At 62.9% G+C, this 25,626-nt stretch carries 23 protein-coding genes and 1 pseudogene; 10 read left to right on the top strand and 14 right to left on the bottom strand.

Translation table 11 applies throughout. The annotated features are described in order from the left end of the window. Positions 1-18: 18 nt before the first annotated feature. Together IPF85_RS01895 and IPF85_RS01890 are read right to left on the bottom strand one after the other, a co-directional pair. Positions 19-777 (bottom strand): hypothetical protein, encoded by a 759-nt coding sequence (locus IPF85_RS01895; protein WP_343406367.1) that lies wholly within the window; start codon positions 775-777, stop codon positions 19-21. 73 nt (positions 778-850) lie between these two features. Then, entirely contained in the window at positions 851-991 is a 141-nt protein-coding gene (locus IPF85_RS01890) for a hypothetical protein (RefSeq protein ID WP_343406366.1), read from the bottom strand. Positions 992-1,381: 390 nt separating this feature from the next. On the opposite strand from IPF85_RS01890, the gene IPF85_RS01885 reads away from it, so the two are divergent. From IPF85_RS01885 to argH, 4 genes are all read left to right on the top strand, one after another. Further along, positions 1,382-2,647, top strand: a complete 1,266-nt coding sequence (locus tag IPF85_RS01885; RefSeq protein ID WP_343406365.1) for an argininosuccinate synthase — start codon at positions 1,382-1,384, stop codon at positions 2,645-2,647. 104 nt (positions 2,648-2,751) lie between these two features. Continuing rightward, positions 2,752-3,969, top strand: a complete 1,218-nt coding sequence (argJ, locus tag IPF85_RS01880) for a bifunctional glutamate N-acetyltransferase/amino-acid acetyltransferase ArgJ (RefSeq protein WP_343406364.1) — start codon at positions 2,752-2,754, stop codon at positions 3,967-3,969. A gap of 45 nt (positions 3,970-4,014) precedes the next feature. After that, complete coding sequence (locus tag IPF85_RS01875) at positions 4,015-5,049, top strand: aldo/keto reductase (RefSeq protein ID WP_343406363.1); 1,035 nt, start codon at positions 4,015-4,017, stop codon at positions 5,047-5,049. Beyond that, positions 5,046-6,458 (top strand): argininosuccinate lyase, encoded by a 1,413-nt coding sequence (gene argH, locus IPF85_RS01870; protein WP_343406362.1) that lies wholly within the window; start codon positions 5,046-5,048, stop codon positions 6,456-6,458. The genes IPF85_RS01875 and argH overlap by 4 nt, the downstream gene beginning before the upstream one ends. A gap of 1 nt (position 6,459) precedes the next feature. Here the strand turns inward: argH and IPF85_RS01865 are convergent, their stop codons facing one another. The 10 genes and pseudogenes from IPF85_RS01865 to IPF85_RS01820 form a co-directional block, all read right to left on the bottom strand. Beyond that, a complete protein-coding gene (locus IPF85_RS01865; RefSeq protein WP_343406361.1) occupies positions 6,460-6,969 on the bottom strand; it encodes a dual specificity protein phosphatase family protein in 510 nt (169 codons plus the stop codon). Next, entirely contained in the window at positions 6,966-7,223 is a 258-nt protein-coding gene (locus IPF85_RS01860) for a hypothetical protein (RefSeq protein WP_343406360.1), read from the bottom strand. Before IPF85_RS01860 ends, IPF85_RS01865 begins: the two co-directional genes overlap by 4 nt. Before the next feature lie 135 nt (positions 7,224-7,358). Continuing rightward, positions 7,359-8,126 carry an SDR family oxidoreductase gene (locus IPF85_RS01855; protein WP_343406359.1) on the bottom strand — a complete coding sequence of 256 codons (768 nt, stop codon included), beginning with the start codon at positions 8,124-8,126 and terminating at the stop codon, positions 7,359-7,361. A 214-nt stretch (positions 8,127-8,340) separates the two neighbouring features. Next, positions 8,341-9,276 (bottom strand): malate dehydrogenase, encoded by a 936-nt coding sequence (gene mdh, locus IPF85_RS01850; protein WP_343406358.1) that lies wholly within the window; start codon positions 9,274-9,276, stop codon positions 8,341-8,343. Positions 9,277-9,363: 87 nt separating this feature from the next. Continuing rightward, positions 9,364-10,296 carry a DUF1385 domain-containing protein gene (locus IPF85_RS01845; RefSeq protein ID WP_343406357.1) on the bottom strand — a complete coding sequence of 311 codons (933 nt, stop codon included), beginning with the start codon at positions 10,294-10,296 and terminating at the stop codon, positions 9,364-9,366. 144 nt (positions 10,297-10,440) lie between these two features. After that, positions 10,441-12,144, bottom strand: a complete 1,704-nt coding sequence (locus IPF85_RS01840) for a PEP/pyruvate-binding domain-containing protein (RefSeq protein WP_343406356.1) — start codon at positions 12,142-12,144, stop codon at positions 10,441-10,443. Beyond that, on the bottom strand, positions 12,044-12,670 hold the full coding sequence (locus tag IPF85_RS01835; protein ID WP_343406355.1) for a hypothetical protein: 627 nt from the start codon (positions 12,668-12,670) through the stop codon (positions 12,044-12,046). The genes IPF85_RS01840 and IPF85_RS01835 overlap by 101 nt, the downstream gene beginning before the upstream one ends. 358 nt (positions 12,671-13,028) lie before the next feature. Beyond that, a pseudogene (locus tag IPF85_RS01830) lies at positions 13,029-14,252 on the bottom strand (Glu/Leu/Phe/Val dehydrogenase); the annotation flags it as partial. A gap of 531 nt (positions 14,253-14,783) precedes the next feature. Continuing rightward, complete coding sequence (locus IPF85_RS01825; RefSeq protein ID WP_343406354.1) at positions 14,784-15,554, bottom strand: hypothetical protein; 771 nt, start codon at positions 15,552-15,554, stop codon at positions 14,784-14,786. Between the two features lie 28 nt (positions 15,555-15,582). Next, positions 15,583-16,500 carry a hypothetical protein gene (locus IPF85_RS01820; RefSeq protein ID WP_343406353.1) on the bottom strand — a complete coding sequence of 306 codons (918 nt, stop codon included), beginning with the start codon at positions 16,498-16,500 and terminating at the stop codon, positions 15,583-15,585. A 297-nt stretch (positions 16,501-16,797) separates the two neighbouring features. Here IPF85_RS01820 and IPF85_RS01815 point away from each other — a divergent pair, with 297 nt between their 5' ends. After that, complete coding sequence (locus IPF85_RS01815) at positions 16,798-18,927, top strand: thioredoxin domain-containing protein (RefSeq protein WP_343406352.1); 2,130 nt, start codon at positions 16,798-16,800, stop codon at positions 18,925-18,927. After that, the gene (locus tag IPF85_RS01810) at positions 18,924-19,559 is read left to right on the top strand and encodes a hypothetical protein (RefSeq protein ID WP_343406351.1); all 636 of its coding nucleotides are present in this window, start codon (positions 18,924-18,926) and stop codon (positions 19,557-19,559) included. Before IPF85_RS01815 ends, IPF85_RS01810 begins: the two co-directional genes overlap by 4 nt. A gap of 6 nt (positions 19,560-19,565) precedes the next feature. Here the strand turns inward: IPF85_RS01810 and IPF85_RS01805 are convergent, their stop codons facing one another. Next, positions 19,566-20,315, bottom strand: coding sequence for a glycerophosphodiester phosphodiesterase family protein (locus IPF85_RS01805; protein WP_343406350.1), 750 nt, complete (start codon positions 20,313-20,315; stop codon positions 19,566-19,568). Positions 20,316-20,488: 173 nt separating this feature from the next. Between IPF85_RS01805 and aspS the strand changes: the two genes are divergently transcribed. After that, complete coding sequence (gene aspS, locus IPF85_RS01800; protein WP_343406349.1) at positions 20,489-22,294, top strand: aspartate--tRNA ligase; 1,806 nt, start codon at positions 20,489-20,491, stop codon at positions 22,292-22,294. Positions 22,295-22,351: 57 nt separating this feature from the next. Further along, positions 22,352-22,801, top strand: a complete 450-nt coding sequence (locus tag IPF85_RS01795; RefSeq protein ID WP_343406348.1) for a GNAT family N-acetyltransferase — start codon at positions 22,352-22,354, stop codon at positions 22,799-22,801. Between the two features lie 23 nt (positions 22,802-22,824). Here the strand turns inward: IPF85_RS01795 and IPF85_RS01790 are convergent, their stop codons facing one another. Then, entirely contained in the window at positions 22,825-23,745 is a 921-nt protein-coding gene (locus IPF85_RS01790) for an FAD-dependent oxidoreductase (protein WP_343406347.1), read from the bottom strand. A gap of 237 nt (positions 23,746-23,982) precedes the next feature. On the opposite strand from IPF85_RS01790, the gene IPF85_RS01785 reads away from it, so the two are divergent. Beyond that, the gene (locus IPF85_RS01785; protein WP_343406346.1) at positions 23,983-24,168 is read left to right on the top strand and encodes a hypothetical protein; all 186 of its coding nucleotides are present in this window, start codon (positions 23,983-23,985) and stop codon (positions 24,166-24,168) included. Between the two features lie 72 nt (positions 24,169-24,240). Next, positions 24,241-25,515 carry an aconitase X catalytic domain-containing protein gene (locus IPF85_RS01780; RefSeq protein WP_343406345.1) on the top strand — a complete coding sequence of 425 codons (1,275 nt, stop codon included), beginning with the start codon at positions 24,241-24,243 and terminating at the stop codon, positions 25,513-25,515. Positions 25,516-25,626: the final 111 nt, after the last annotated feature.

The following is a 25,626-nucleotide window of genomic DNA, read 5'->3' as shown; positions in this document are numbered from 1 at the left end:
GTCAGGTTATAGATGACGTCAGTCACCACCTGATCGAAAACGCTGATCAGGCAGGGCCGCCCGCTGAAGGCGCCGTTGCGTGCTGAACACGCGCACCTCCTGCTTCAGCTGCCCTTCGAGACGATCTTTCGGCCCCGAGATCGTCTTGACAAAAATAGCCAGGCCAAAACAGGCCAGCCCCAGCCAGAGAATGACCCCCACCAGGTTGGGATGTCCGTTCTGCTGAGAATCAATGATTACATCGTCTATCACACCATAAACGATCATCAATGGCAGGAAGATTGCCAGGATTTTCTCGTTGCGCCGGCGAGTGTTTCGCCAGGCAATCGCAATGACCAGAATACCCAAGAGCACATAACCGTACCCATCATGCATGAACTGCGTCAGCACGGTGATCCAGGCGATGGAAGACGGGTAGCGGAGAGGCGTGGCGAATGGTTCAACCCCAAGAATTATCGCTAGCAGACCGATGACGAGACTGATCAGGCCAGGGCCGAACAGCATGACTAAGGCCCACTGAGATTCCTTTTCTACCAGTCTTGCTTCGTTAGAGAAGACCTGGATTCGGTGGTCTATCAGACGCACCGTCAGCGGCGTGCCATCAGCAACGACAATATCATGGCCGGTAAGTAGATCATCGGGCTGGAGGTTACTACCCACCATGATTCCATCACACCTGATTACGATGTCTGACTCGACACGAAACCATCCACCTTTCCAGGCGATTTCCAGCAGTCGCGGTGGCATGGTGTCAAGTACAAAACGCTTCTTCGGCATTGTTCTTGCTCTGTAAGGTATTCGACAAACGATCGCCCGCTGCTTTCATCGAAGCGATTAGCGCCGCAGTCACCTAAGGGGCCAGTGATAGCACTTCATCAACAGTATCACCGACCACAATGAGGTTCGGTAGATCAGGACTGCTGCCCACATAGCGATAATCGTTGCCGTCGTTCAGCTCTTCGATCAGCAGCGAGAGATCGTAGAGCGCCATTGTGTTGTCTCCATTGGAATTCATCATTTGAACCTCTCTACTGAAGCAGGAAACAGTATCGGTTCCACTAGAAACGTCACCCCTTGTGGCCCTGTCACTCCAGGAAGTGTACGCCCATCCCTTGGCCCTGTCAAACCTGGATTCCCTCTCATCATCTCTTTGACAAACTCCCCTTCTTCGTGTACATTACATCCATGTTTACGATCACGACTGCTCGACTCGTCAGGAGGCCCAGGCGCACGGCTGCCGGTTATGACCGGTTTGGTCGCACGCCTCTGCGGCGTTGACCAACGCGGTCACGTTGACCTGTAGCCGTCCAAGCCACGAGGGGAAATGTCCCCTGCGTGGCTTTTTTGTGCCATACAAGCAAGCAAAGGAGTTCATCCAATCATGTCTGTTCGTCACCAAATCAAAAAGTGCGTGCTGGCCTACAGCGGCGGCCTTGACACGTCGGTCATCGTTCCCTGGTTGCGCGAAAATTACGGCTGCGAAGTCGTCTGCTTCACGGCTGACCTGGGCCAGGCGGAAGAACTGAGCGGTCTGGAGGCCAAAGCCATCGCTTCCGGCGCCAGCAAGTGCTATGTCGAAGACTTGCGCCTCGAATTCCTCAACGATTTCGTCTTTCCCACCCTGCGCGCGGGCGCCATCTATGAACGCAAATATCTGCTGGGCACTTCCTTCGCCCGGCCTTTGATCGCCAAGCGCATGGTGGAGGTAGCCGAAGCGGAGGGCGCTGACGCGGTGGCGCATGGCGCGACCGGCAAAGGCAATGACCAGGTGCGCTTCGAACTGACGGTCATGGCGCTCAACCCGCGGCTGCGCATCATCGCGCCCTGGCGCGAGTGGGAGATTCGCAGCCGCAAAGATGCACTGGAGTACGCGGCCAAGCACAACGTGCCCGTCACCGCCACGGAGAAGTCCATCTACAGCCGGGACCGCAACTTCTGGCACATCAGCCATGAGGGCGGCCTGCTCGAAAATCCCTGGCTGGAGCCGGAAGAAGCCATGCACCAGCTTTCGGTCGCGCCAGAGCAGGCGCCCGATCAGCCTGAATACCTGGAGATTGACTTCAAGCAAGGGCTGCCGGTGCGCGTCAACGGCGTGGCGCACGGCCCGCTCGGCATCATGGAGGCCCTCAACGCTATCGGCGGCCGCCACGGCATCGGCCGCGTGGACCTGGTGGAGAATCGCCTGGTCGGCATCAAGTCGCACGGCGTCTACGAAACCCCTGGCGGTACTCTGCTCTACCTGGCCCATCAGGGCATCGAAGAACTGGTGCTCGACCGCGAGACGCTGCACTACAAGCTGCAGGTGGCGCTCAAGTATGCGGACCTGGTCTACAACGGCCAGTGGTTCACCCCGCTGCGCGAGGCGCTGGACGCGTTCGTCAACGTCACGCAGCACAACGTCAGCGGCCGCGCGCGCTTCAAGCTCTACAAGGGCCAGGCCATCCTGGTCGGCCGCCAGTCGCCGCACAGCCTCTACCGCGAGGATTACGCCACCTTCGATCAGGACGATGTCTACAACCAGCAGGATGCCGAAGGCTTCATCAAGCTGTTCGGCCTGCCGCTGAAGGTGCAGGCCATGATTGACATCGAGGGCAGCGGCGTCAGCAAGTACCGGCAGCCCGACTTTTCGCAGTTCAAGCGCGACTAAGGGTTCGTAGAAGACGTAGTTCCCGCATTTTGCCGAGAAAACGCTGAAAAACATGAGAAGTAATAATCTAACGAACCCTGAACGCGCCGCGCGGAGGTGATTGGATGAGTGATGTGACGATACCCGGCTTTGTGGCGAGCGGCGTGGCGGCCGGCATCAAGAGGACCGGCGCGCTCGATCTGGCGTTGATCGTTTCCGAACTGCCGTGCGCGGCGGCCGCGGTCTTTACGCAGAACAAGTTCGCCGCGGCGCCGGTGGAGTATGACCGGCATATCCTGGCGGTCAACAGCGACGCGATGCAGGCCGTGCTCATCAACAGCGGCTGCGCCAATGCCTGCACCGGCGTGGAGGGCCTGGCCAACGCACGGCGCATGGCCGAGCTGGCCGAGCAGGCGCTGGGACTGCCGCCCACGGCCTGCCTGGTGATGTCCACCGGCGTCATTGGCGTGCAACTGCCCCTGGAAAAACTACTGCGCGGCGTGCCGGACGCGGTCAACGCGCTGGCCGCTGACGGGCTTGACCGCGCCGCGCTGGCTATTATGACCACCGACACGCGGCCCAAGACCGCCCGCGGCCAGTTCACCCTGGCGAGCGGTGAAACCGTCCACCTCTGGGGCATGGCCAAAGGCGCAGGCATGATCCACCCCAACATGGCGACCATGCTCAGCGTGGTTTTAACAGACGCCGCGATCACGCCGGCGGCGCTCGATCGGGCGCTGCGCCACGCGGTTGACCGCAGCTTCAACGCGGTCACGGTGGATGGCGATACGAGCACCAACGACACGCTGGCGCTGCTGGCCAATGGCGCGGCCGGCAACGCCTCCTTGACGCCAGATTCCGCCGCTTTCATGGCCTTTCAGCAGGCGCTGACCGCCGTCTGCCTCAGCCTGGCGCAGCAGATTGTGCGCGATGGCGAGGGCGCCACCAAGTTCGCCGCCATCACCGTCAGCGGCGCGGCCTCGGACGCAGACGCTCGCCTGGCCGCAAAGGCGGTCGCCCATTCACCGCTGGTCAAGACGGCCCTCTACGGCGGCGACGCCAACTGGGGTCGCATCCTGGCCGCCGTTGGCTATTCGGGCGCGCAGGTTGACCCCGATCGAGTGGCGCTGCACTTTGGCAGCGCCGCGTTCAACCTGACGCCGCTGCAAGTGGTGGCCGCGGGGCAACCGCTGCCTTATGACGAAGCCGCAGCCACGGCGCGCTTTACGCAGCCAGAAATTGAAGTGCTGATCGAGCTGGGGCTTGGCGCAGGTCAGGCCACGGTCTGGACGTGTGACCTGAGCCACGCGTATGTGGACATCAACGGGCATTATCGGACGTAGGATCACAAGACGGGGACGCGAGAGAGAACGACGAAAGGAAAAACCATGGAATATCGTAAATTGGGACGCACGGGCCTCGAAGTTTCGGCTCTTTGCCTGGGCACGATGCAGTTTGGCTGGACCGCGGATGAAACCCAGGCGGCCGAGGTGATGGACGCCTTTGTGGCGGCCGGCGGCAACTTCATTGATACCGCAGACGTCTATTCACGCTGGCATCCGGGCAATCCCGGCGGCATCTCTGAGGAAATCATCGGCCGCTGGCTACAACAGCGCGGCAACCGGCGGCAGGTGGTGCTGGCCACGAAAGTGCGCGGGCGCATGTGGGACGGCCCCAACGGTGAAGGCCTGAGCCGGGCGCACATCATCCAGGCCTGTGAAGATTCGCTGCGCCGCCTGCAGACCGACTGGATTGACCTCTATCAGACTCATTGGTACGACGCGGAGACGCCAATCGAAGAAACCTTACGCGCCCTGGATGACCTGGTGCGTACTGGCAAGGTGCGTTACATCGGTTGTTCGAACCTCCCGGCCTGGCGCTTGACCACGGCTCTCTGGCAGAGCGACAAGCTGGGCCTGGCGCGCTATGATGCCCTGCAGCCGCACTACAGCCTGGTTCACCGCGCTGAGTTCGAGCGTGAGATGGCCGATCTCTGCCGCGAGCAGCAGCTTGGCGTCATCCCCTATAGCCCGCTGGCCGGCGGTTTCCTGACCGGCAAATACCGCAAGGATCAGCCGCTGCCCGAGTCCGCGCGCGCCAACAGCGTGCGCCGCTACTTCACCGAGCGTAACTGGGTCTTGCTGGAGGCGATGGAGAGCCTGGCCCGGACGCACGGCAGGACCGTGTCGCAGATCGCGCTGGCCTGGCAGTTGGCGCAGCCGGTCATCACCTCGCCCATCATCGGCGCCAACAGCGTGGAACAACTCAACGAAAGCCTGGGTGCGGTGGGCTTGGGCCTGGCCGACGACGAGATCAAACGCCTCAACGACCTGTCGAGCTGGGCAACTCTGGGTCTGGCGTGGCTCCCAGACGGTGCGCGGCGGCCCGTCCCGGCTGGAGGTTTGATAAGGACATGCACATGATAGAGAACCAAAACCCGGACCCCGCCGCATCTTCGCCCAAGCTGTGGGGCGGCCGCTTCGACGCTGCGCCTGACAGCCTGATGGAGCAGTTCAACGCGTCGCTGCCGTTCGATCAAGCCCTGTGGGCGGCGGACATCCGGGGCAGCCAGGCCTATGCACGGGCGCTGGCCCGCGCCGGGTTGATCAGCCTGGCCGAGCGCGACCAACTCCTGGCCGGGCTGGATGCCGTGGCGGAGGAGTGGGCACGGGGCGTCTTCGCGCCTCATGCCGGCGATGAGGACATCCACACCGCGGTCGAACGGCGCCTGGGCGAGATCATCGGCGGCGTCGCGGGCAAACTGCACACCGGCCGCAGTCGCAACGACCAGGTCGCCACCGATGTGCGCCTGTGGCTGCGCGATCAAATTGACCAGTTGGCCGCGGCGCTGTGCGACCTGCAGGCGGCCGTCATCGCGCTGGCTGAGGCGCATCTCGCTGTGCTCATGCCCGGCACGACGCACATGCAGCCCGCGCAGCCGATACGCTTCAGCCATTGGGCGCTCAGCTTCTTCTGGATGTGGCAGCGCGACCATGAACGCCTGACCGAGGTGCGTCGTCGGGTCAACGTCTGCCCGCTTGGCTCGGGCGCGCTGGCCGGCACGCCGTTCAACGTGGATCGCGTCGCGCTGGCCGCGGAGCTGGGCTTCGACGCCATCAGCGCCAACTCCCTGGACGCGGTCAGCGATCGTGATTTTGTCGTGGAATTCCTGGCCTGGGCCGCGCTGCTCGGCATTCACCTTAGCCGTCTGGCCGAAGATCTGATCCTGTGGTCGAACCCGCAGTTCGGCTTCGTGCGCGTGGCTGATGCCTACAGCACCGGTTCCAGTTTGATGCCGCAGAAGCGCAATCCTGACGCGATGGAGCTGGTGCGTGGCAAGAGCGGCCGCCTGCTGGGCAACCTGGTGAGCCTGCTGACTACGCTCAAGGGCCTGCCTTCGACCTACAACAAGGATTTGCAGGAGGACAAGGAGCCGCTGTTCGACACGGTGACTACCCTGACGCTGGCGCTGCCGGTCACGGCCGGCGTCCTGCGCACCCTGCAGGTCAATCCGGCGCGCATGCAGGCCGCGCTGAGCAGCGACATGCTGGCGACTGACCTGGCCGATTACCTGGTGCGCCAGGGGACGCCCTTTCGCCAGGCGCATCACCTGGTGGGGCAAGCGGTGCGCCGGGCCGAGGCGTTGGGCCTGACCCTCAGCACCCTGCCGCTGGCCGAGCTGCAGGCTATCTCGCCCCAGTTTGGCGCGGATGTGGCCGCGCTGTGGGATTTCAACCATTCGGTGGAGCAGCGCGCCACGCCCGGCGGCACCGCCGCCGCCGCGGTCGAGACACAGTTACGCCAGGCGCGGCAGATTCTGGCAGGCGGCTGATCTAGCGGTGTGAGAGGGCGGATTGAATCGTTCCGGCAAACTTCTCGACCCATTGGCGCTGTTCTGGCGTGTCTGGCACCACCGCGCCTCTTGCGCTTTCGATCTGCTGGAAGGCGCGCTCGAGATTGACGCCCGCGTTGACCAACAAACTCGCGGCGAAAACTGCGGAGCGCCCAATCCCCTGACGGCAGTGAATCGCGACCGTTTTGCCCTCGGACAGCAGCGCGGCGGTTCTTTCGACGAATGTCCGCATCTCGCCAAACGATGACGGCACGGCGCGATCGCGAATGGGAAGGGACAAGAACTGGATTCCTTGCTGCGAACTCATGGTCGCTTCCTGGCTGAGTCCCAATTCGCTGCTTTCATGGGGCGTAAGCAGCGAAACAACGACATCAATGCCGTTTCGTCGCCAGTGGCCGATCTCATCGGACAGCCAGTCGTCCCCGCGCGGCCGGCCAACGATCGCCAAACGACCGGGCCAGGGACCATCTAGCCAGTAAATCGCATTCATAAAACACCACCTTTGGCAATCACTTCACGGGGCAAGACATCAACATCAACACCTCGCTCACGCAACACTTTTAGACGATGATGACCATCCAGAATCGTGCCATCCATGCTGGTTTTGAGTGATCCGGCCTGACCAGGGCGCAACGAATCAATCAACACATCGGTCGTCAAGCGCCGAAACAAATCAAGTTTCAGCTCGACTAGATGATGATCCGGATGCAGTGGTCGCAATGAAGGCAAACGCCTGTCGCTCAAACGCCCCATCGCCTTAATCACTCGTCACGATCGAAATGCCGCGGACTGCCCGAAAGCCCCTCTGTGCCATAAGGGCAAGAGCACTTGTCATGATTCTACTACCGTGTACGGAAAATTCAAAACCTCGATCTTCGTTTACTGGTTCAGCTGAGAGTCGCTCGCTTTGTGAGGGCGACCCCACTGTTCGCCGCCGTCCACGATAAGCGTTTCGCCGGTGATGTAATCTGCGCGGGCCAGGAAGACGACGGCATCAGCCACGTCCTGCGGGGACCCCCAGCGCTTGAGCAGCGTGCGGTCTGCCACCTGCTGCAGCTTCTGCGGGTCGTAATGGGACGGGGCGAGAACCGCGCCCGGCGCCACCGCGTTGACGCGAATCGCCGGCGCCAGTTCCAGCGCCAGTCCGCGCGTCAGTGCCAGCAGGCCGCTCTTGCCCACGCTGTGCGCGATGAAGTTGGGCCACGGCTCGAAGGCCGATAGGTCCAGGATGTTGATGATGACGCCCGCGCCTTGCGCCTGCATGAGCGGGGCCGCGGCCTGGGCCAGGAAAAAGGGGCCATCCAGGAGAACGCCAAGCACCTGGCGCCACTCCTCGATGGTGGTGGTCATCACCGGCGTGGTTTGGAAACGCGACGAGCTGTTGACCACGATGTCCAGGCGACCAAATACAGCCTCAATCTGTTCCACCAGCGCCTGCACCTGGCTCACATCCGAGACATCGGCCTGGATGGCGAGGCCAGCCACGCCCAGCGCATGGATCTCGGCCACCGTGGCCTGCGCCTCAGTCACCGACGTGTGATAGGCGATGACCACATCCGCCCCCGCCTGCGCCAGGCCCAGCGCAATCGCCCTGCCCACGCGGATCGCGCCGCCAGTCACCAGCGCCACTTTGCCCTGAATGTCCATCCTATTCGCTCTCCCTGCTTCAATGCCTTGCCAGATAGACGCAAAACGAGCCGCGGCGGTCACATCTGCGACCCCCACGGCTCGTTCGTTCTTGTTTACAGCAGCCCCCGGCCCGTAGGTCACGCCTCCGGCGTGACGACGCCCTCTGCCGCAGGGCCTGCTTCTCTCGTCCAACGTCGTCCGGCCAGGAGGCCGGACCTACAGGTTCGCGGCGTCAGGCGGGCGGCACGACGCTCATGGTGCTGCGGATGAGATCGGCCGACTTCTGCAGCATCGCCTTCTCATCATCGGTCAAGGCCACTTCGATGATCTTCTCCACGCCGTTGCGGCCCAGGACGACCGGCACGCCGAAGTAGATGTCCTTCTGGCCGTACTCGCCATCCAGGTATGCGGAGCAGGGGCGAATCAGCTTCTTGTCCTTGAGAATGGCTTCCACCATCTCGGCCGCGGCTGCGCCAGGAGCGTAATAGGCGCTGCCGGTCTTCAGCAGATTGACGATTTCGCCGCCGCCCTTGCGCGTGCGGTCCACGATCGCTGCCACACGCTCGGCCGGCATCAGCTCGCTGATGGGAATGCCGGCCACGTTGCAGAAGCGTACCAGGGGCACCATCTCATCGCCATGACCGCCCAGGACGAACGCCTGCACGTTTTCGATGCTGACGCCCAGTTCCTGAGCCACAAAGGTGCGCATGCGCGCGCTGTCCAGGATGCCGGCCTGTCCCACCACACGGTTCTTGGGAAAGCCCGATGCCTGGAAGGCCACATGGGTCATGGTATCAAGCGGGTTGGTGACAATAATGATGATCGCGTCGGGCGAGGTGGCCGCAATTTGTGAGGCCACGGCGCGCACGACGCGCGTGTTGATCCCGACCAGGTCCTCACGCGTCATGCCTGGCTTGCGCGGCACGCCTGCGGTGACAACCACCACGTCGGAATTGGCCGTCGCATCATACGAGGTGGCGCCAGTCACCCGCGTGTCGTAACCGACAATCGGGCCGGCCTGCAGCAGGTCCAGGGCTTTACCCTTGGGCATATCCTCGGTCTGAGGGATGTCCACCAGGACAATGTCGCCCAGCTCGCGCTCGGCCAACCAGGCTGCACAGGAAGCGCCGACCATACCGGCGCCGACAATTGTAATTTTGTTGCGCATCGTGATACTCCTTTGTTGACGATGATTTCGTGATTGAGTCAGGGTTTTAGCACGGGTTGTACGCTAAAACGCGTGAGCACTTATCGCTTACGCGGCCAGCGGCGCCGGCATCGCTGCGGGCGCCGTCCTGGCCGGCATTTCAACCTGAATGCCATCGGCAGCCAGCACCGGAACCAGGGCGGCGATGGCGCAGGCCAGCATCGAGTCATCCGGCTCGCGCGTGGTCAGCCCTTGCAGCCACAGGCCGGGCTGAATGAGCGCGCGTACCAGGCGATTATCGAGATGACTGGCGGTGTAGCGAATGAATTCATACGCGATCCCGGCCAGGACCGGAATCAGCAGCAGGCGCGAGGCCAGGCGCAGATACCACTGGTCGAAATGGAACGGCGCGAAGAGCACAATCGAGAGCGCCACCACGATGAACAGGAAACTGGTGCCACAGCGCGGATGCTGCACCGTGAACTTGCGTACTTCGGACGGGGTCAGGGCAACGCCGGCCTCGTACGCGTTGATCGTCTTGTGCTCGGCGCCGTGGTACATGAAGACCCGGCGGATGTCTGGCATAAGACCGATGGCCCACAAATAGGCCACGAATAGCCCCAGGCGCACAACACCCTCGATGGCGGCGCTGGCGAGCTGCCCGGGGAACCAGCGTTCCAGAAAATGGGCGATGGATGTCGGCAAGAGGAAGAAGAGGCCGATGGAAACCAACAGGGAGAAAGCCACCGTGGTCCAGGCCACGGGGCCGCTGAACTCGATCTTCTGTTCCTCTTCGCTCATGGCCACGTCAGCCGACCACATGAGCGCGCGCATGCCCAGGCCCAGGGTATCCCAGAGCAATGAAAGGCCGCGCACGAACGGCCATTGGCCCCACGAACTGGTATAGATGCGAGCCGTCAACGGCTCTTCGTGTATCACGATCTCACCGCTGGGGTTACGCACAGCAACGACCATGCGCTGGCGTCCGCGCATCATCACCCCTTCCATGACCGCCTGCCCGCCGTAGTAAAATTTACTCAATCTAACACCTCGATCAAAAATCTACGCACACGCCAGATGGGGGGATTGACACAATCTGGTGTGGAGATTTTACCCGATGAAGTGCAGCCCGTCAAAGCAACGAGGCGCGTGCTGTCTACCCTGCGCCGGGGCGATGGCCGGCCCCTATTCCGTGGCGCGGGTGAAATAGGCCACGCCCAGCTTGCCATCCATGCGCAGCTCCATCACCTGTCCGTCGCGCGCTGTCGGGATGTGAATGACCTTGACACAGCCGGCCAGGGCGGCATCCTGGGGCGTCAGGGCGACCAACTGATTCGGCGCCTGGTTCAGGAAAGCCTGATTCAACCAATCGCGGCCGTCATCCGGATAAAGCGCCAACGGGTAGATGCGCGACTCGACCAGGTCCTGAAAGAAGTGGGTGCCGTAGGACGGCTCCGGCGTGATGCCCCGATGCGCCACGGCCATTTCGACGAGCGCCCTGGCGTTGAAAATATCCGCATAGGTCACCGGCACGCCCAAGTCGAGATTGGCCGAACCCCAACGCCCTGGCCCGATCAACATGAAAGGGTGTTTCGCCAGCGCCCGGTTCAAACGCCCGACACAGCGCGCCACCTCAAGTTGTTGGGTAGGCTGGCGCAGATTCCCGTAGGCAGTGGGGTCCACAAAGATAACATACTCGATCTTGGGCACGCGGCCTTTGGGCGCCATGCGGTGGGCCAGCAAGAAGCGATCGGCCTCATTCAGGTCTGCAGGCGCCGCGCTGATCACTTCGCCGTTCATCGTGCTTTGCGGGCGACACTGCAACAGGTGAAAGGCAATTTCTGGCTGCTTGGCGCCGGGTATGAAGCTGAGCGCAAACTCCATGTCCACCGGCGCGCCGTAGTGCTGTTCCAGGGTGGCCAACACCTCTTTGATGAGCGGCACAAAACTTGTGCGCTGCAGCAGGTTGTCGAACGTCGGCACCAGTCGTTCGGAGGCCAGCTCAGGGCCAAGCGAGAAGATCGGCAGCAGCGTGTCGCCCTTGTCGGCCGAAGCCAGCCAGCGCAGGGGCGGATACTGCCAATCAATGACCTGGCGCAGCGGCAGCGTGGTCAGTTCGTTCTTCTTGAGATCAATGACATCCACCAGGCGCTGCGAGTAGCGGCGGATGGCGCTGGGGGAGACTTCAGGCCGCAGCAAGGGATGGCTGAGCGTCACCAGGCGCGGGTAATCCTCACCCACGCGTTCGACGGCCCGCGTGCCCAGGCCCATGACCAGGCGCACGAAGCCTTCTTCGCGGCGCAGGCGCGGGTTCCAAACGATGGGGGCAAAACTGAACGCGACACCGGCCGCCGCCGGGAAAAAATAGTCACGGTAGGCCTGGCCCTGCACCTCTTGCAGCAGAATCGCCATGCGCTCATCATAGTCGAGCAGGCCCATGCGCCGGCGATAGAGCAACGCGTCGGGATTATGCGCACTGGCATAGACGCGGCGGATCGCCAGGGTGAGCGCAGCCAGGTTTTCCTCGGCCGTGCCCTGGTTGGGGCAAAAGTAGCTGTGATACTTGCCGGCAAACGACGTGCCAAAGTTGTCCTCCAACAGGCTGGAAGATCGCACAATGAGCGGCCGCTTGCCCACCTCACGCAGAATATCGCTCAGGTGCGCCGTAACCGCTTCGGGCAAATGAGCCTGTGCATAGGCATGCTCGATCACCGGGTAGTCCGCGGCAATTTCCTCGGCTGTCTTGTACTTTTGGTTGATGTACTCGATGTCGTTGAGCGACAGGAAGTCATAGAACACATCCGCGCCGATAAAGTAGGAGCGCGGAATCTGCACCTGGCGCGCCAGGTGCGGGGCAGCAGTCTGCAGAATTTTCCATGCCAGCAGCATGCCCGCGGCTTTGCCCCCAATTTTGCCTCCCCCCAATGCGCCGCGCCTGGATGTAGCGAAAGTCAGCCGCGGTGAACCAGGCCTTGGCCAGGTGTACGAAGCTCAACTGGTCGCTGATCATCGTCTTGGTGAGCACGACAATGACCTCTTCCAGGTGGTGGCTCACCTGCTCCAGTTTCTCCGGCGGCAAGTTTTCGTACTGCTGCGCCTTGCGCAACAGGAAATCGAGCGGCGCCAACTCCGGGTTGAAGGTCAAACGCGTGCTGCTGTCGCCGCCGGGCAGGCGCTGCGCGATCGCCTCGTCAATCAGGCGCTGCAAAAGGTCGAACGGCAGGTTATAGGCGAAGTAGAAATCGGTCAGATAATTGCGAATGTGCTGCAGCCGCTGTTCCCACTGATCGGCATCCTCTTCGCTCAGCGGGTTCATCATGCCTTCGCGGCGCTGCGATTTGATGGCCTTGTCGCGGGCCTCATTTTCGAATTTTTCAGAGGTGGTAATGCCGCGCCGATAGATCTCCTCGCGCATACGCCGCCGGATCTGCCGCGCCAAAATCGGATATTGCGACAACTGCAGATAGACTTCTAAGATCGGAGGTGCATCTGATGGCAGTTCTGGCATCGTTTTTTTGCCTGCTCACAAGCATCTGTGGAAAACGAGAAAGGGGTGTGCTGACACTCGGTGCATCGGCACACCCCCTGATGTGAAATTGTTTCTGATACTCCCCCCCTTCTCCTCTCCGCCCAGCGGAGAGGAGAAGGGGCCGGGGAGGTGAGCCTCTCCCCCCTTCTCCTCCAGAGAAGGGTCCCCCTCCCCGGAGGGAGGGGCCGGGGTTGAGGTGAGGCCCTCCCCCCTCCGCCCAGCGAGAGGAGCCCAGCCCGCAGCCAGCCACACGATTGACGGCTACCAGGTAGGCCGCCAGCCGGTTGTGGACGCCACGCTCCTGCGCCATCTTATGCACCGCATGGAACGCGGTCGTCATCTTGCGGTCGAGGCGCTCATGCACCAGGTCCTCATCCCAGTAGTAGTCATACGCGTTCTGCACCATCTCGAAATAGGAGACGGTGACGCCGCCGGCATTGCACAGGAAGTCCGGGATGACGTAGACGCCACGGTCGTGCAGAATGCGATCGGCTTCTGGTGTCGTGGGGCCATTGGCCAGCTCGACGCTGATCTTGGCGCGGATGTTGGCCGCGTTCGCCTCAGTGATGACGTTCTCCAGCGCGGAGGGCATGAGCACGGTCACATCGAGTTCGAGCAGCTCTTCGTTGGTCAGCTTGTCGGTGCCGGGGAAGCCCACCACAGAGCCGGTCTCCTGCTTGAAGGCCATCACCTTCCCGTAATCAAGGCCCTGGCTGCTGTAGATGCCGCCGCGCGAGTCTGAGACGGCCACGATCTTGAGGCCGAGCAGTTCCTCGCCCAGCTTGTGGCCGAAGGAGCCGGCGTTGCCATAGCCCTGGACCGCCGTTGTGGCGCCCTTGAGGTCAATGCCCAGCACCTTGCCGGCCTCACGCAAGGTGAAGATGCCACCGCGTGCGGTCGCGTCACCGCGGCCCGCCGAGCCACCCAGGGCCAGCGGCTTGCCGGTGATGACGCCAAACTCATTGTAGCCCTGCATGAATGAGAACTCGTCTACCATCCACGCCATGATTTGCGGTGTCGTGTAGACATCCGGCGCGGGCACGTCCTTTTCGAGTCCAATAATGCGGCCCACCTGACGGATATAGGCGCGGCTCAGGCGCTCCAGTTCGCCGGCCGACATCTCCTTGGGATTGCAGATGACGCCGCCCTTGGCGCCGCCCAGCGGAATATCTACCACGGCCGTCTTCCAGGTCATCCATGCGGCCAGGGCACGCACCGTGTCAATGGTCTCCTCAGGGTGGAAGCGAAGACCGCCCTTCGTCGGCCCGCGTGCATCGTTGTATTGCACGCGAAAACCGTGAAAGATCTTGGTGATGCCATCATCCATCCTGACTGGCAGGGTGACATGCAATTCGCGGAGCGGCCAGCGCAGAAGTTCATGCACCGCCGGATCGAGTTTTAGAATCGCGGCGGCTTCGTCGAGTTGGCGCTGTGCAATCTCGAAGGGGTTGGGCTTGTTGTTATCCATACGTTGTTCCTCATACATCGTTGTACAAAGATGAACTCGCCTCACCCGGATGGTGCGGGGCAAGCGGTGCGCACAACCGTGCGCAATGCGCACAACCGTGCGCAACAATCACAGTGAATCAGATATCGGTCGCGGTGGCGAGGGTTCATTGGGGTACGCGTCAACAAGAAGTGAAAGCCGTCGGACGTGCTGCCAGCGAGAGGAGCGAAAAAAGAGGTCCGCTTGGGCCTGGGTAGCCCAAGCGGCAGGCCGCAGGAGGAAAGAGTCGGCCAGTCCACAAGATGGAAAGCAGCGCCGCTTGCGTTCAAGCGGCGCCCAATGAGGGTATCCTGCAAAACACACCTCGCAACGTTCACGGGCCTTGGCTTCATTGACAGGCCTTGACATGCCTCGACAGGCCTCGACAAGCCATTCGGGTGGTTTCACGCGCCACCGCACGGCATCTGCTTGCAGGCGAATTATAGCACGGGGCCGCGCGGCGTGCCAATGATATAAGTCATGTCGCCACGCGGCGCCGGCCGGCATGCGCTCCTATTTCTTCTTCGAACCCTTCTTCGCGCCCTTGACCTTGAGAATGTCGGGCGTATAGTTCAACTCGCGCACCAGGCTGTCAACCACCGTGCGTAAAACCCTGACGCGCGACCACCATTTGTTGTTCCCTTCGACGATCGTCCACGGCGCGGACAGGGTGCTGGTCTTGAGCAGCATCTCATCCACGGCTTCCTCGTAACGATTCCACTTATCGCGGTTGCGCCAATCCTCCTCCGTCAGCTTCCACACCTTGTACGGCGTGCCCGCGCGCTCATCGAAGCGCTTGAGTTGCTCTTCCGGGCTGATATGAACCCAGAACTTGAAGATGATGGCGCCGAAGTCCACGAGTTGGCGCTCGAACTGGTTGATTTCGCGATAAGCCCGCTTCCAATCGGCCTCCTGGCAAAAGCCCTCGATCCGTTCCACCATCACCCGGCCATACCAACTGCGGTCGAAAATGGCGGTCTGCCCCCGCTCCGGCAAACGGCGCCAAAAACGCCATAGATAATGATGCGTTTTGTCCTCGCCTTGCGGCGCGGCAATCGAGTACACCGCATAGCCGCGGGGATCGAGCTTCTCCGTGATGCGCTTGATCACCCCGCCCTTGCCCGCCGCGTCCCAGCCTTCGAAGACCATGACGACCGGGCGCTTTTGCACATAAACCTGGTAGCCCAGTTGGCTCAGGGCAACCTGGTAGCGCACCACCTGTTCCACGTATTCATCCTCGCTCAAACTGAGTGTCAGATCTACCTGTGATAGAATCGAAGACATGGCTGCACCTCCGTGGTTTCCCTGTTGCTCAATCAACGTCGTCATCGTCGTCCTGCGCCAGCGCGTCGCCGTTCGGCGCGTCGCCATCGTTGTCTGTCATCCGTGTAATGCCCGGCGTGCCCACATCGGCCGTGGCCGCCTCTTCAGCCGCCGTCTTCATCGCCATCGGCGAATCTGTCGTTGACTCCGCGCCTGCGGCCGCCAGCGGTGAAATCACCGACTCGGGGTCAATGCCCCGCAGCTTCAGCCCCCGGGCCAGCGCATCGGCCACCTCGGTGAAAACACGCCACCAGGTGTGATACTGATCAGTCGCCTCGATGATCGTCCAGGGCGCCCACTCGGTCTCCGTATGCTCCAGCATCTCTTCCACCGCCAACAGATACTTGTCATACTGGTGATGATGCTCCCAGTCTTCCGGCTGCACATGCCAGCTTTGCAGCGGGTCCTTCTCCAGGGCCTTGAAGCGCCGCCGCTGCTCCTTCTTGCTGATATGCATCCAGAACTTCACCAGGATGTGACCGTCATCGGCCAGGGTGCGCTCGAAATCCACAATGTCCCGGTAAGCCTTGCGCCATTCGCTTTCAGGCGTCAGGCGATCCACCCGCTCCACCAACACACGGCCATACCAACTGCGGTCGAAGATGGCAATCTGGCCGCGGTTGGGCAGCTTGTTCCAAAAGCGCCACAACCAGGGGTGGGCCTGTTCATGGGTGCGCGGCGCGCGCACCGGCCACACCTTGAATCCGCGCGGGTCGAGCCGCTGGGTCAATAAATTGATGCTGGTGCCCTTGCCCGAAGCATCCCATCCTTCGAAAACGACGATGGTTGGTATCCCGGTGTCGAATGCTGCTTGCGCCAGCTCATACAGACGATGCTGAAGCGGGCGTCGCAGTTCTTTCCATTCTTTGCGCTTGAGTTCTTTGCTGAGATTGATCTTTTCCAGCATGCGTGCCTCCTCTGAAAAGGCCAACAGACCCGTACCAGCAGATGCAAAACACTGCACTCAACCTGCTGGCGCAGGTGTCCAGGATGGCCGGCCTTGCATTCATCCGCTGTCGGGGAGCGGCGGCACAATGATGAAGCGACGTGATCGCGATTGTTACTCCTAGTTTACCAGAAGGGGAGGCAAAACCTGAAATTGAGATCACAGAGGTATACGGCCCTCCGTTGCCGCCGCCGTGTGGCTGTGGTACAATAACGCCTCAATATCTCACTCGTTATCTCACTCGTTGGAAAAGCAAGGATGACATCACAGCGGACCGTCCAGCACGTTGGCAGCGAACCACTGTTCAGCAACCGGCTGAGCAGCGAAACCAGTCCCTATCTGCGCCAGCATGCGCACAACCCGGTGGACTGGTATCCCTGGGGCGAGGAAGCCCTGACCCGCGCCCGAGACGAAAACAAACCGATTCTCCTGAGCATCGGTTATAGCACCTGTCACTGGTGCCACGTCATGGCGCATGAATCGTTCGAGGACCCCGACACGGCCGCGCTGATGAACCGCCATTTCATCAACATCAAGGTGGACCGCGAAGAACGCCCCGACCTGGACGCGATCTACATGGACGCGGTGCAGGCCATGACCGGCAGCGGTGGCTGGCCCATGACCCTGTTCTTGGCGCCCGACGGTGTGCCGTTCTATGCTGGCACCTACTTCCCGCCGGCCCCACGCTACGGTATGCCCAGCTTTCGCCAACTCCTGCTGAACCTGGCCGCCGCGTACCAGCGTCGTCCCCAGGACATTCAGCGCAACGCTGAACAAATTCGTCAGATGCTGCGCCAGGCCACGCTCGTGCAGCCCTCCAGCGCGGCGCTAACCCCCCAGGTGCTCGATCACGCCTACCAGGACTTGGCCGCCCGTTTCGATACGCGCGACGCCGGCTTCGGCCAGGCGCCCAAGTTCCCACCCTCGATGGCCCTGGAATTCCTCCTGCGCTATCATGCCCGCAGCGGTCAGCCCAACGCCCTGGCGATGGCCGAACAGACCCTGGAGCACATGGCACGCGGCGGCATCTACGACCAGCTTGGCGGCGGTTTTCATCGCTACGCGACCGACGAACACTGGCTGGTGCCCCACTTCGAGAAGATGCTCTACGACAACGCCCAGTTGGCACGCGTGTACGCCCTGGCCTTTCAGATCACCGGTAAGCCTCTTTATCGCCAGATCACCGAAGAAATCCTGGCCTACGTGCTGCGCGAGATGACGAGCCCGGAGGGCGGTTTCTACACCGCGCAGGACGCCGATAGCGAGGGCGAGGAGGGCAAGTTTTTTGTCTGGACCCAGGCCGAAGTACGCGACCTGTTGGGCCAGAAGGACGCGGAGCTGTTTGGCCGCTATTACGATGTGACGGCGCGCGGCAACTTCGAGATGACGAACATCCTGCACGTCGAGAAACCACTGGCTGTGGTTGCCAGCCAGGCCGGGATCACGCCGGAGCACCTGGCAGCCGTGATCGAACGCGGGCGCGCGCAGCTCTTCGCCGCCCGCCAGCAGCGAGTGGCGCCGGGTCTCGACGACAAGGTGCTGACCTCCTGGAACGGACTGATGCTGGCGACCTTTGCCGATGCCGCGCGCATCCTGGGACGCGACGACTATCGCCAGGTGGCCCTGGCCGCGGCCACCTTCCTGCTCAGCCGCCTGCGCGATCCGCAAAACGGCCGCCTGCTGCGCACCTACAGGGATGGTCAGGCCAAACTCAGCGCCTATCTGGAAGACTACGCGCTGCTGGCCGAAGGCCTCCTGGCGCTCTATCAGGCCACCTTCGACCTGCGTTGGCTGCATGAAGCACAGACCCTGGCCGACCTCATGCTTCAGCATTTCTGGGATGCCGACCTGGGCGCCTTCTTCAGCACCAGCGATGACCATGAAACCCTCATCGCCCGCCCCAAGGAGGTGGTGGACAACGCCATGCCGTCGGCCAATGCCAGCGCCGCCGGGGTGCTGCTGCACCTGGGACGTTTGTTGGGTCACGAGACGTATGAGCGCCACGGAGTCGCGGTGCTGCAACTTCTACACGAAGGTATGATGCAGGCGCCCGGCGCGTTTAGCCGCCTGCTGTGCGTGCTTGATTCCTATCTGGCTCCCCCGGCCGAAATCGCCATCATCGGCGCCGCTTCTGCGCCAGACACCCAGGCCCTGCTCACCGAAGTCTGGCGGACCTATCTGCCCAACACCCTGGTGGCCGTGGCCCCGGCCGATGATCGCGCCGCCCGTGCCTTGATCCCCATGCTCGCCGGCCGCGACCAGGTGGGCGGTCAGGCCACCGCCTACGTGTGCGAAAACCACACCTGTCAACTGCCGGTGAACACCGCCAGCGCCCTGCGCCAGCAGCTCACCCGCCAGGCGCCAGCGAGAAAGGAACGTCAGCCATGAAACGACAGTCACTGCGCGGAAAATTGAGCGAGCAACCAGATTTGCATGTCCTGACCGCGGCTGCGATGGGGGCTGCAATGGAGGCTGAGATGGAGGATGCCCCGGCCCCGCTGCTCATCCGGCCGGCGGCCGAGCAGGACATCGTCGGGATGATGACCCTGCTGGCCCAGACTGGCCGGCCCAGGCCGACGCCTGACCAGGTCCCGGCCGTGGCAGCCATTTACCGCGAATGGCTGGGCCAGGCCAGCGCGCTGGCACGCGTCGCCGAACGACAGGATCAGGTAGTGGGCGTCCTGCTGGGCGCGTTGCGCCCGCGCGCCAACTGGCTCACGCCGGAGCTGTGGATCGCAGATATGGCTATTGCCGATGGCGAAGCGGGCGAGGTTGGTCACGACCTGCTGGCCGAAGCGCTGGCCGTGGCCGCGCGCTGGGGTTGTTTCCGCGTCGCGTGCGAGGCCGCCGGCCTGACCGGCGTGACGCTCGGTCTGCTCAGCGACCTGGGTTTTGCGGAAAATGGCCAGGCGGTCAGCCTGCTGCTGGCGCCCATCCCCAGCCTGGGCACGCGCGGGGTGCGCAGCGCGGATGGCGCCCACGACGGCGTGCCCATCACGTATCGGGAATCGAGCGTGTAATCCGGGTTAGCGCCCGGCTTGCACGCGCCGCAGGCGGTCAGGCACATCGGTGATGATGCTGGTCACGCCCAGCGCCAGCAGACGGCGCATGTCCGCCTCTTCGTTCACCGTCCACACGTTGACGCCGTAGCCATGCCGCCGCGCCCAGGCCATGTACGCCGCACCCACCAAGACGTGCTCAGGGTGTAGGGCCTGCGGCCGCACCCAGGGGAGCAGCCAGGGCCGGCGCAGGTAAAACGGCAGGTCGGTGGAATAGAGCAGGCCGGTTTCGATGCGTGGATCAAGACGACGCAGGCGGATCAGCGCGAAAGGATTGAACGACGACACGATCACCTGATCGTACAGGTTGCGCTGGCGCACCAGACCCGCCAGTGCGGCCTCCAGGCCGTCAGAGCGCAGGCTGAGCGTCTTCATCTCGACATTGACCAGCGCACGGCTCCCCACCAGATCGAACACTTCATCCAGCGTCGGAATCTGCGTGCCGGCAAACGCGGGATCGAACCAGCCGCCAAAATCCAGCTCACGCAGCGCAGCCAGCGGTAGATCGTGGACGCGGCCACTGCCGTTGCTGGTTTCATCCACATCGAAGTTGTGACATACCACCAGCGCCCCATCCTGGCTGAGCAGCGTATCCAGCTCGATGCCGTCCGCGCCCAGGTCAACGGCCCGGCCAAACGCGGCCAGGGTATTTTCGGGCGCCGCCTGCCGCGCGCCCCGGTGGGCAAAATTCAATGTTCGCGTCCCATCGTGTCGCATCGTCCTCTCCTTACACAAAAGATACCGCAGGTTTGTCGTTTTGCCAAAAGCTGATGAGCGCGCTGCGTCAACTTGAGACATCGCCCCACTTGCGTATAATGTCAGCCAACACAGCACGGCAGGCGTCGCAGCGGCCGTGACTCACAAGTTGCAGAATACAAAGGACAGAGACCATGCTCAAATCGCACCGTTGTGGCGATCTTCGCTTGACCGACGCCGGCCAGACCGTCACCCTGGCCGGGTGGTTGCACCGCCGCCGTGATCACGGCGGCCTGATTTTTCTTGACCTGCGCGACCGCAGTGGCCTGGTGCAGGTGACGATCAACGCTGACCGCACCGCGGCCGCACACGCCAGTGCCAGTCAGACGCGCGTGGAGTTTGTCCTGCAGATCAAAGGCACGGTGGCCGCGCGGCCGGCCGAATTGCGCAATGCCAACATGGCAACAGGCGACATCGAGGTAATCGCCGACGAGGTGATCGTGCTCAACACGGCCAAGACTCCACCCTTTTACATCAACGAGGAGAGCGCGGTAGACGAAGTGGTGCGCCTGAAGTACCGCTACCTTGACCTGCGGCGGGCCACCTTGCAGCGCAACCTCATTCTCTACGACCGCATCGTGCGCACCATCCGCAGCTTCCTGCACGAGCGCCAGTTCATGGAAATCGAGACCCCCATTCTGATCAAGTCCACGCCGGAGGGCGCGCGTGACTATGTGGTGCCCAGCCGCGTCCATCCCGGTGAATTCTACGCGCTGCCGCAGTCGCCGCAGCAGCTCAAGCAACTGCTGATGGTGGCCGGCTTCGAGCGCTACTTCCAGATTGCCCGCTGCTTCCGTGACGAAGACCTGCGCGCCGACCGTCAGCCAGAGTTTACCCAGCTCGACCTGGAAATGTCGTTCGTAGATCGCGACGACGTGATGGGGCTGATCGAAGCGATGCTGATTCACCTGGTACACAGCGTGGCGCAGCCCGGCGAGGCCAGCATCACCGGGAAGCGCATCCAGCAGATGCCCTTCCCGCGCCTGACCTACGCCGAGGCGATGGCACGCTTTGGCAACGACCGCCCTGATCTGCGCTTTGGTCTGGAGTTGTGCAACCTGGGCCACCTGTTCGCCGACAGCGCCTTCAGCGTCTTCAAGAACGCGGTGGCCGGCGGGGGCGAGGTCAAGGCGATCTGTGTGCCGGGCTGCGCCGGCTACTCGCGCAAACAGTTGGATGAGCTGACCGAGCAGGTCAAGCGTTACGGTGCGCAAGGCCTGGCCTGGCTGGCGCTGCCTGAGGGCATCGCGCCTGAACTGGGCAGCGTGCGCTCATCGTTTGCCAAATTCCTGAGCCAGGCCGAGTTCGACGGCCTGCTGCAGCAAACCGGCGCCCGACCCGGCGACCTGGTGCTGGTGGTGGCGGCCGCACCGGCCGTGGTGGCGCAGGCGCTCAGCAATCTACGCCTGGAAATGGGCCGGCGCCTGGGGCTGCTGGCCGACAACGTCTTTGCTTTCTGCTGGGTCACCGATTTTCCCTTGCTGGAGTTCAGCGCCGAAGAGGCACGCTGGACGGCCGTGCATCACCCGTTTACCGCCGCGCTCGATGAGGATTGGCCGCGCCTGGAGTCAGATCCGGGCAGCGTGCGCGCCCAAGCCTATGATATCATCCTGAACGGCTGGGAAGTGGGCGGCGGCAGCATCCGCATCCACCGCCGGGATCTGCAAAACCGCCTGTTCACGCGCTTGGGCATTGACGAGGAGACGCAGCAACTGCAGTTCAGCCAACTGCTCGACGCCTTCGAGTTTGGCGCGCCGCCGCACGGGGGCATCGCCCTGGGCATGGCGCGACTGGTGGCGCTCTTTGCCGGCGCCGGCAACATCCGCGAAGTGATCGCGTTTCCCAAGACGGCTGCGGCCGGCGATTTGCTTTTCGGGGCGCCGTCGGCCATTGCCGAGGCTCAGTTGGCGGAGTTGCACCTGCGCATCGTCAACGATTAGTAGGGCATGGCCTTGCGCCTGCCCGCGTGGGCGACCGCAAGGGTGCGCCCCTGGAGCATGACAACGAACTTCGATACCCTGGCTGAGCGGCCGCTGACCGCGGCCGATTATGATCAGCTCCTGGCCCTGTGGGAACTGGCCGGTCTGCACATTCGCCCCACCGGCCGCGACAGCCGTGCAGCATTTGCCCAGCAGGCGGCCGGCCAGGTTCAACGCGCCATCGGGCTGTGGCAAGGGCCGGCGTTGGTGGGCGTGGTGCTGGCAACCCACGACAGCCGCCGGGGTTACATCAATCGTCTGGCCGTGGCGCCGACCTATCGCCGTCATGGCCTGGGCCGGCGCTTGATTGCCGCGTGCGAAGCCTGGTTCGCCAGCCTGGGCATCGAAGTCTGGAGCGCGCTGATCGAGAACTGGAACGATGCCTCTTTTGCCATCTTCGCGGCCGCCGGCTACACCCGTCATGCCGACATCACCTACGTCAGTAAGCGTGAACGCCCGGAAGCGTAAGAGATGCAGGTAAGGCCCGCCCTCTACCGGTGCAAACCTGCGCCTGACTCCCACGTTGCCAAATACTCCGAAACGCTCAACGCGGCTTTGGCGCCTTCGCCGATCGCAATGAGCACCTGCTCGGCATGCACATCGGTTACATCACCGGCAGCAAAGATGCCGGGCCGGCTGGTGCGATTGCGATTGTCCACCCTGACATGGCCCTGGGCGTCGCAGTCAACAAGCTCCGTCACCAGGCTCGCGTTGGCCTGCAGGCCAATTTCCACGAAGATGCAGTTCACCTTCAGGGTCTGCAGGCCGGCGGGGCCGCGTACGGCCAGGGCTTCGACATAATCGTCACCGTAGATGGCCTCCACCTGGTAGTCGAGCAGCCAGGTGAGATGGGGCAACGCGGCCAGCCATTGTCCCCAGGCAGTCGCCCGGCAGGCAGGATCGCCGGCCACCAGGTAGACGCGCGCGGCCGCACGCGCCAGCTCCGCGGCGCTGCGCAGCGCCAGCGGCCCATCGCCAATCACGGCCACCGTCTTGTCCAACATCGCGGACGCATAGGTAATGGCTGAGTACGACAACCCGCGCAGGTAGAACGTTTCTTCACCGGGCACCCCCAAGCGCTGGGGAGAGGCTCCGGTGGACAGCAACAACGCCCGCGTTGTAAATTCGCCGGTGGCTGTGCGCACCCGATAATGATCCTCGAGCGCGTCTATCTGTATCGCCCGGTCCAGCACGCGCGGCAGATGGCGCAGCTGCAGTTCGGCCTTGAGGGTGCGCACCACTTCTTCGCCGCTGATGCTATGACGATTCTCCAGCCACGGCACATCCAGGCGCCAGCCGACGCGCCCACCCATTTGGTCGCCAATGAGCAGCAACTTGAGATGCTGGCGCAGGGCATAAACCGCAGCCGCCAGGCCCGCCGGCCCGCCGCCGATAATGATTAGATCGTACACCGTCGTACCTCCACCAGTGCGCGGGAGTGTCAATCGAACATGTCTATACCGTGCAGTGGGTCGCCGCTGGTCTATTCCGCCCAGATCGCCTGGCTGGCGCCCACGCAGCCAAACGCCAAGAGGATGATACACAGTCTAGTGAACCAGGGCAAGCCAAACTATGACGTGCATCAGTTTGTCGCTTTCGGATTCCCGGTGCTAAGATAGGGTTGCACCTAGCTCACCTGGAGGATCACCATGAACTTACGTTCGCGCTCCCTGCTTTTCGCCCTCGCGCTGGGCATTGCCCTCTTTGTCATCTGGCAAAAAGTACGCATCGTCTTCTTTGTCCCGTTGACCCCCGTTGGCTTTGCCGCCATGATCCTGATCTTTGCCGTCGTCATCTTCTTGCTGCTCGATCACCTCCTCAACCGCAGCCGCTAGGGTAGCCCGGCCCGCGTCCGCCCAGGCAACCGCGGGGACCGACAGCGCCTGCCAGCGCAGAAAGCACACACGATGACCAACCTGTATTTGAATGACGAAGAACAAGCGATGCTCAACGGGGCGTTTGGCCCTGGTGTGCAGCGCGCGATGGAAATTGTGGCTACCCTGGGCCGCATCTACGGTGCGCCTGATTTGGCGCCCATTACGCATGCCCAGATTGCCGGCGTCAGTTACAAAAACATTGGCGACGCCGGCGTCGCCTTTCTCAGCGCATGGGCGGCGGAGGGTGCGCGCGTGCGTGTACCCACCATGCTTAACCCCATGGGCATGGAAGAGGCGCGCTGGCAGGAGATGGGCGTCGCCGAGGCTTTTGCCAAACCCCAGTTGGAAGCGATCGGCGCGTTCAGTAAACTCGGCGTCCAGCAGACCTTGACCTGTGTGCCCTATCTCCTCCCCGAAGCGGGCCTGCAGAGGGGTGATCACGTGGCCTGGGCCGAATCGAGCGCGGTGGCCTTTGGCAGCTCGATCCTGGCGCTGCGCACCAACCGCGAGGGTGGCCCCAGTGCGCTGGCGGCCGCCATTGTGGGGCGCACGGCCCGCTATGGCTATCACCTCGACCAGGGGCGCCAAGCCAACTGGGTGATCGAAGTGGCCTGCCCGGTACGCTCGATTGCCGATTTTGGCGCCCTGGGCTATCTCGTTGGCAAAGAGGTGGGCAACGGCTGTCTCTGGTTCAGCGACCTGGGCGCCTGGCTGCCGCCGCTGCCGGCCGATGTGACCGCCGGCGGCGCCGCCGCCGATCGCCTCAAGACCCTGGGCGCGGCCCTGGCCGGTTACGGCGCCGTGGCACTCTATCATATCGCCGGCTACACGCCGGAAGCCGCGGCCCTGGGCGAGACCTTGATCCGACCTGACGCCCGCCGCCTGCGCGTGGAAAGCCTGGCGCCGGCCTACGCGGTCATGGACGCCAACCCAGAGGTGTCCACCATTGACCTGGTGACGATCGGCTGCCCCCATGCCAGCCTGAGCGAAATCCAGGCTGTGGCGCAGGCGGTGCGCGGCCAGAAATTGGCCACCCAGTTGTGGGTGACAACCGGGCGCTCGATTCGCCAGCACGCCGAGGTGGCCGGCTGGGTGCATGACATCGAGGCGGCCGGCGGCCTGGTGGTGGCCGACACCTGCGCGGTGGTAGCGCCCATCAAGCAACTGGGCATCAAGAGCATGGCGACCAACGCGGGCAAGATGGCCTGCTATGCCCCGGCGCACAGCGGCGTCACCATGCGTTTTGGCGAGCTGGAACAGTGCATTGAGGCCGCGCTGAGTGGCCTGTGGCCGGCCGCGCTCTGACCGGGGCAGCCATTCCAGGATGGTGATCCAACTGGCGCGCGGCGCTCTCTTCGGGTACAATGAATGAGTGACGCACGGCGATGACGCACCGCGTTGTATACTGCAAGCGGG

The sequence above is a fragment of the Candidatus Amarolinea dominans genome (assembly GCF_016704685.1).
In the GTDB taxonomy this organism is placed as follows: domain Bacteria; phylum Chloroflexota; class Anaerolineae; order SSC4; family Amarolineaceae; genus Amarolinea; species Amarolinea dominans.
This window is presented reverse-complemented; position numbering and strand designations above follow the sequence as displayed.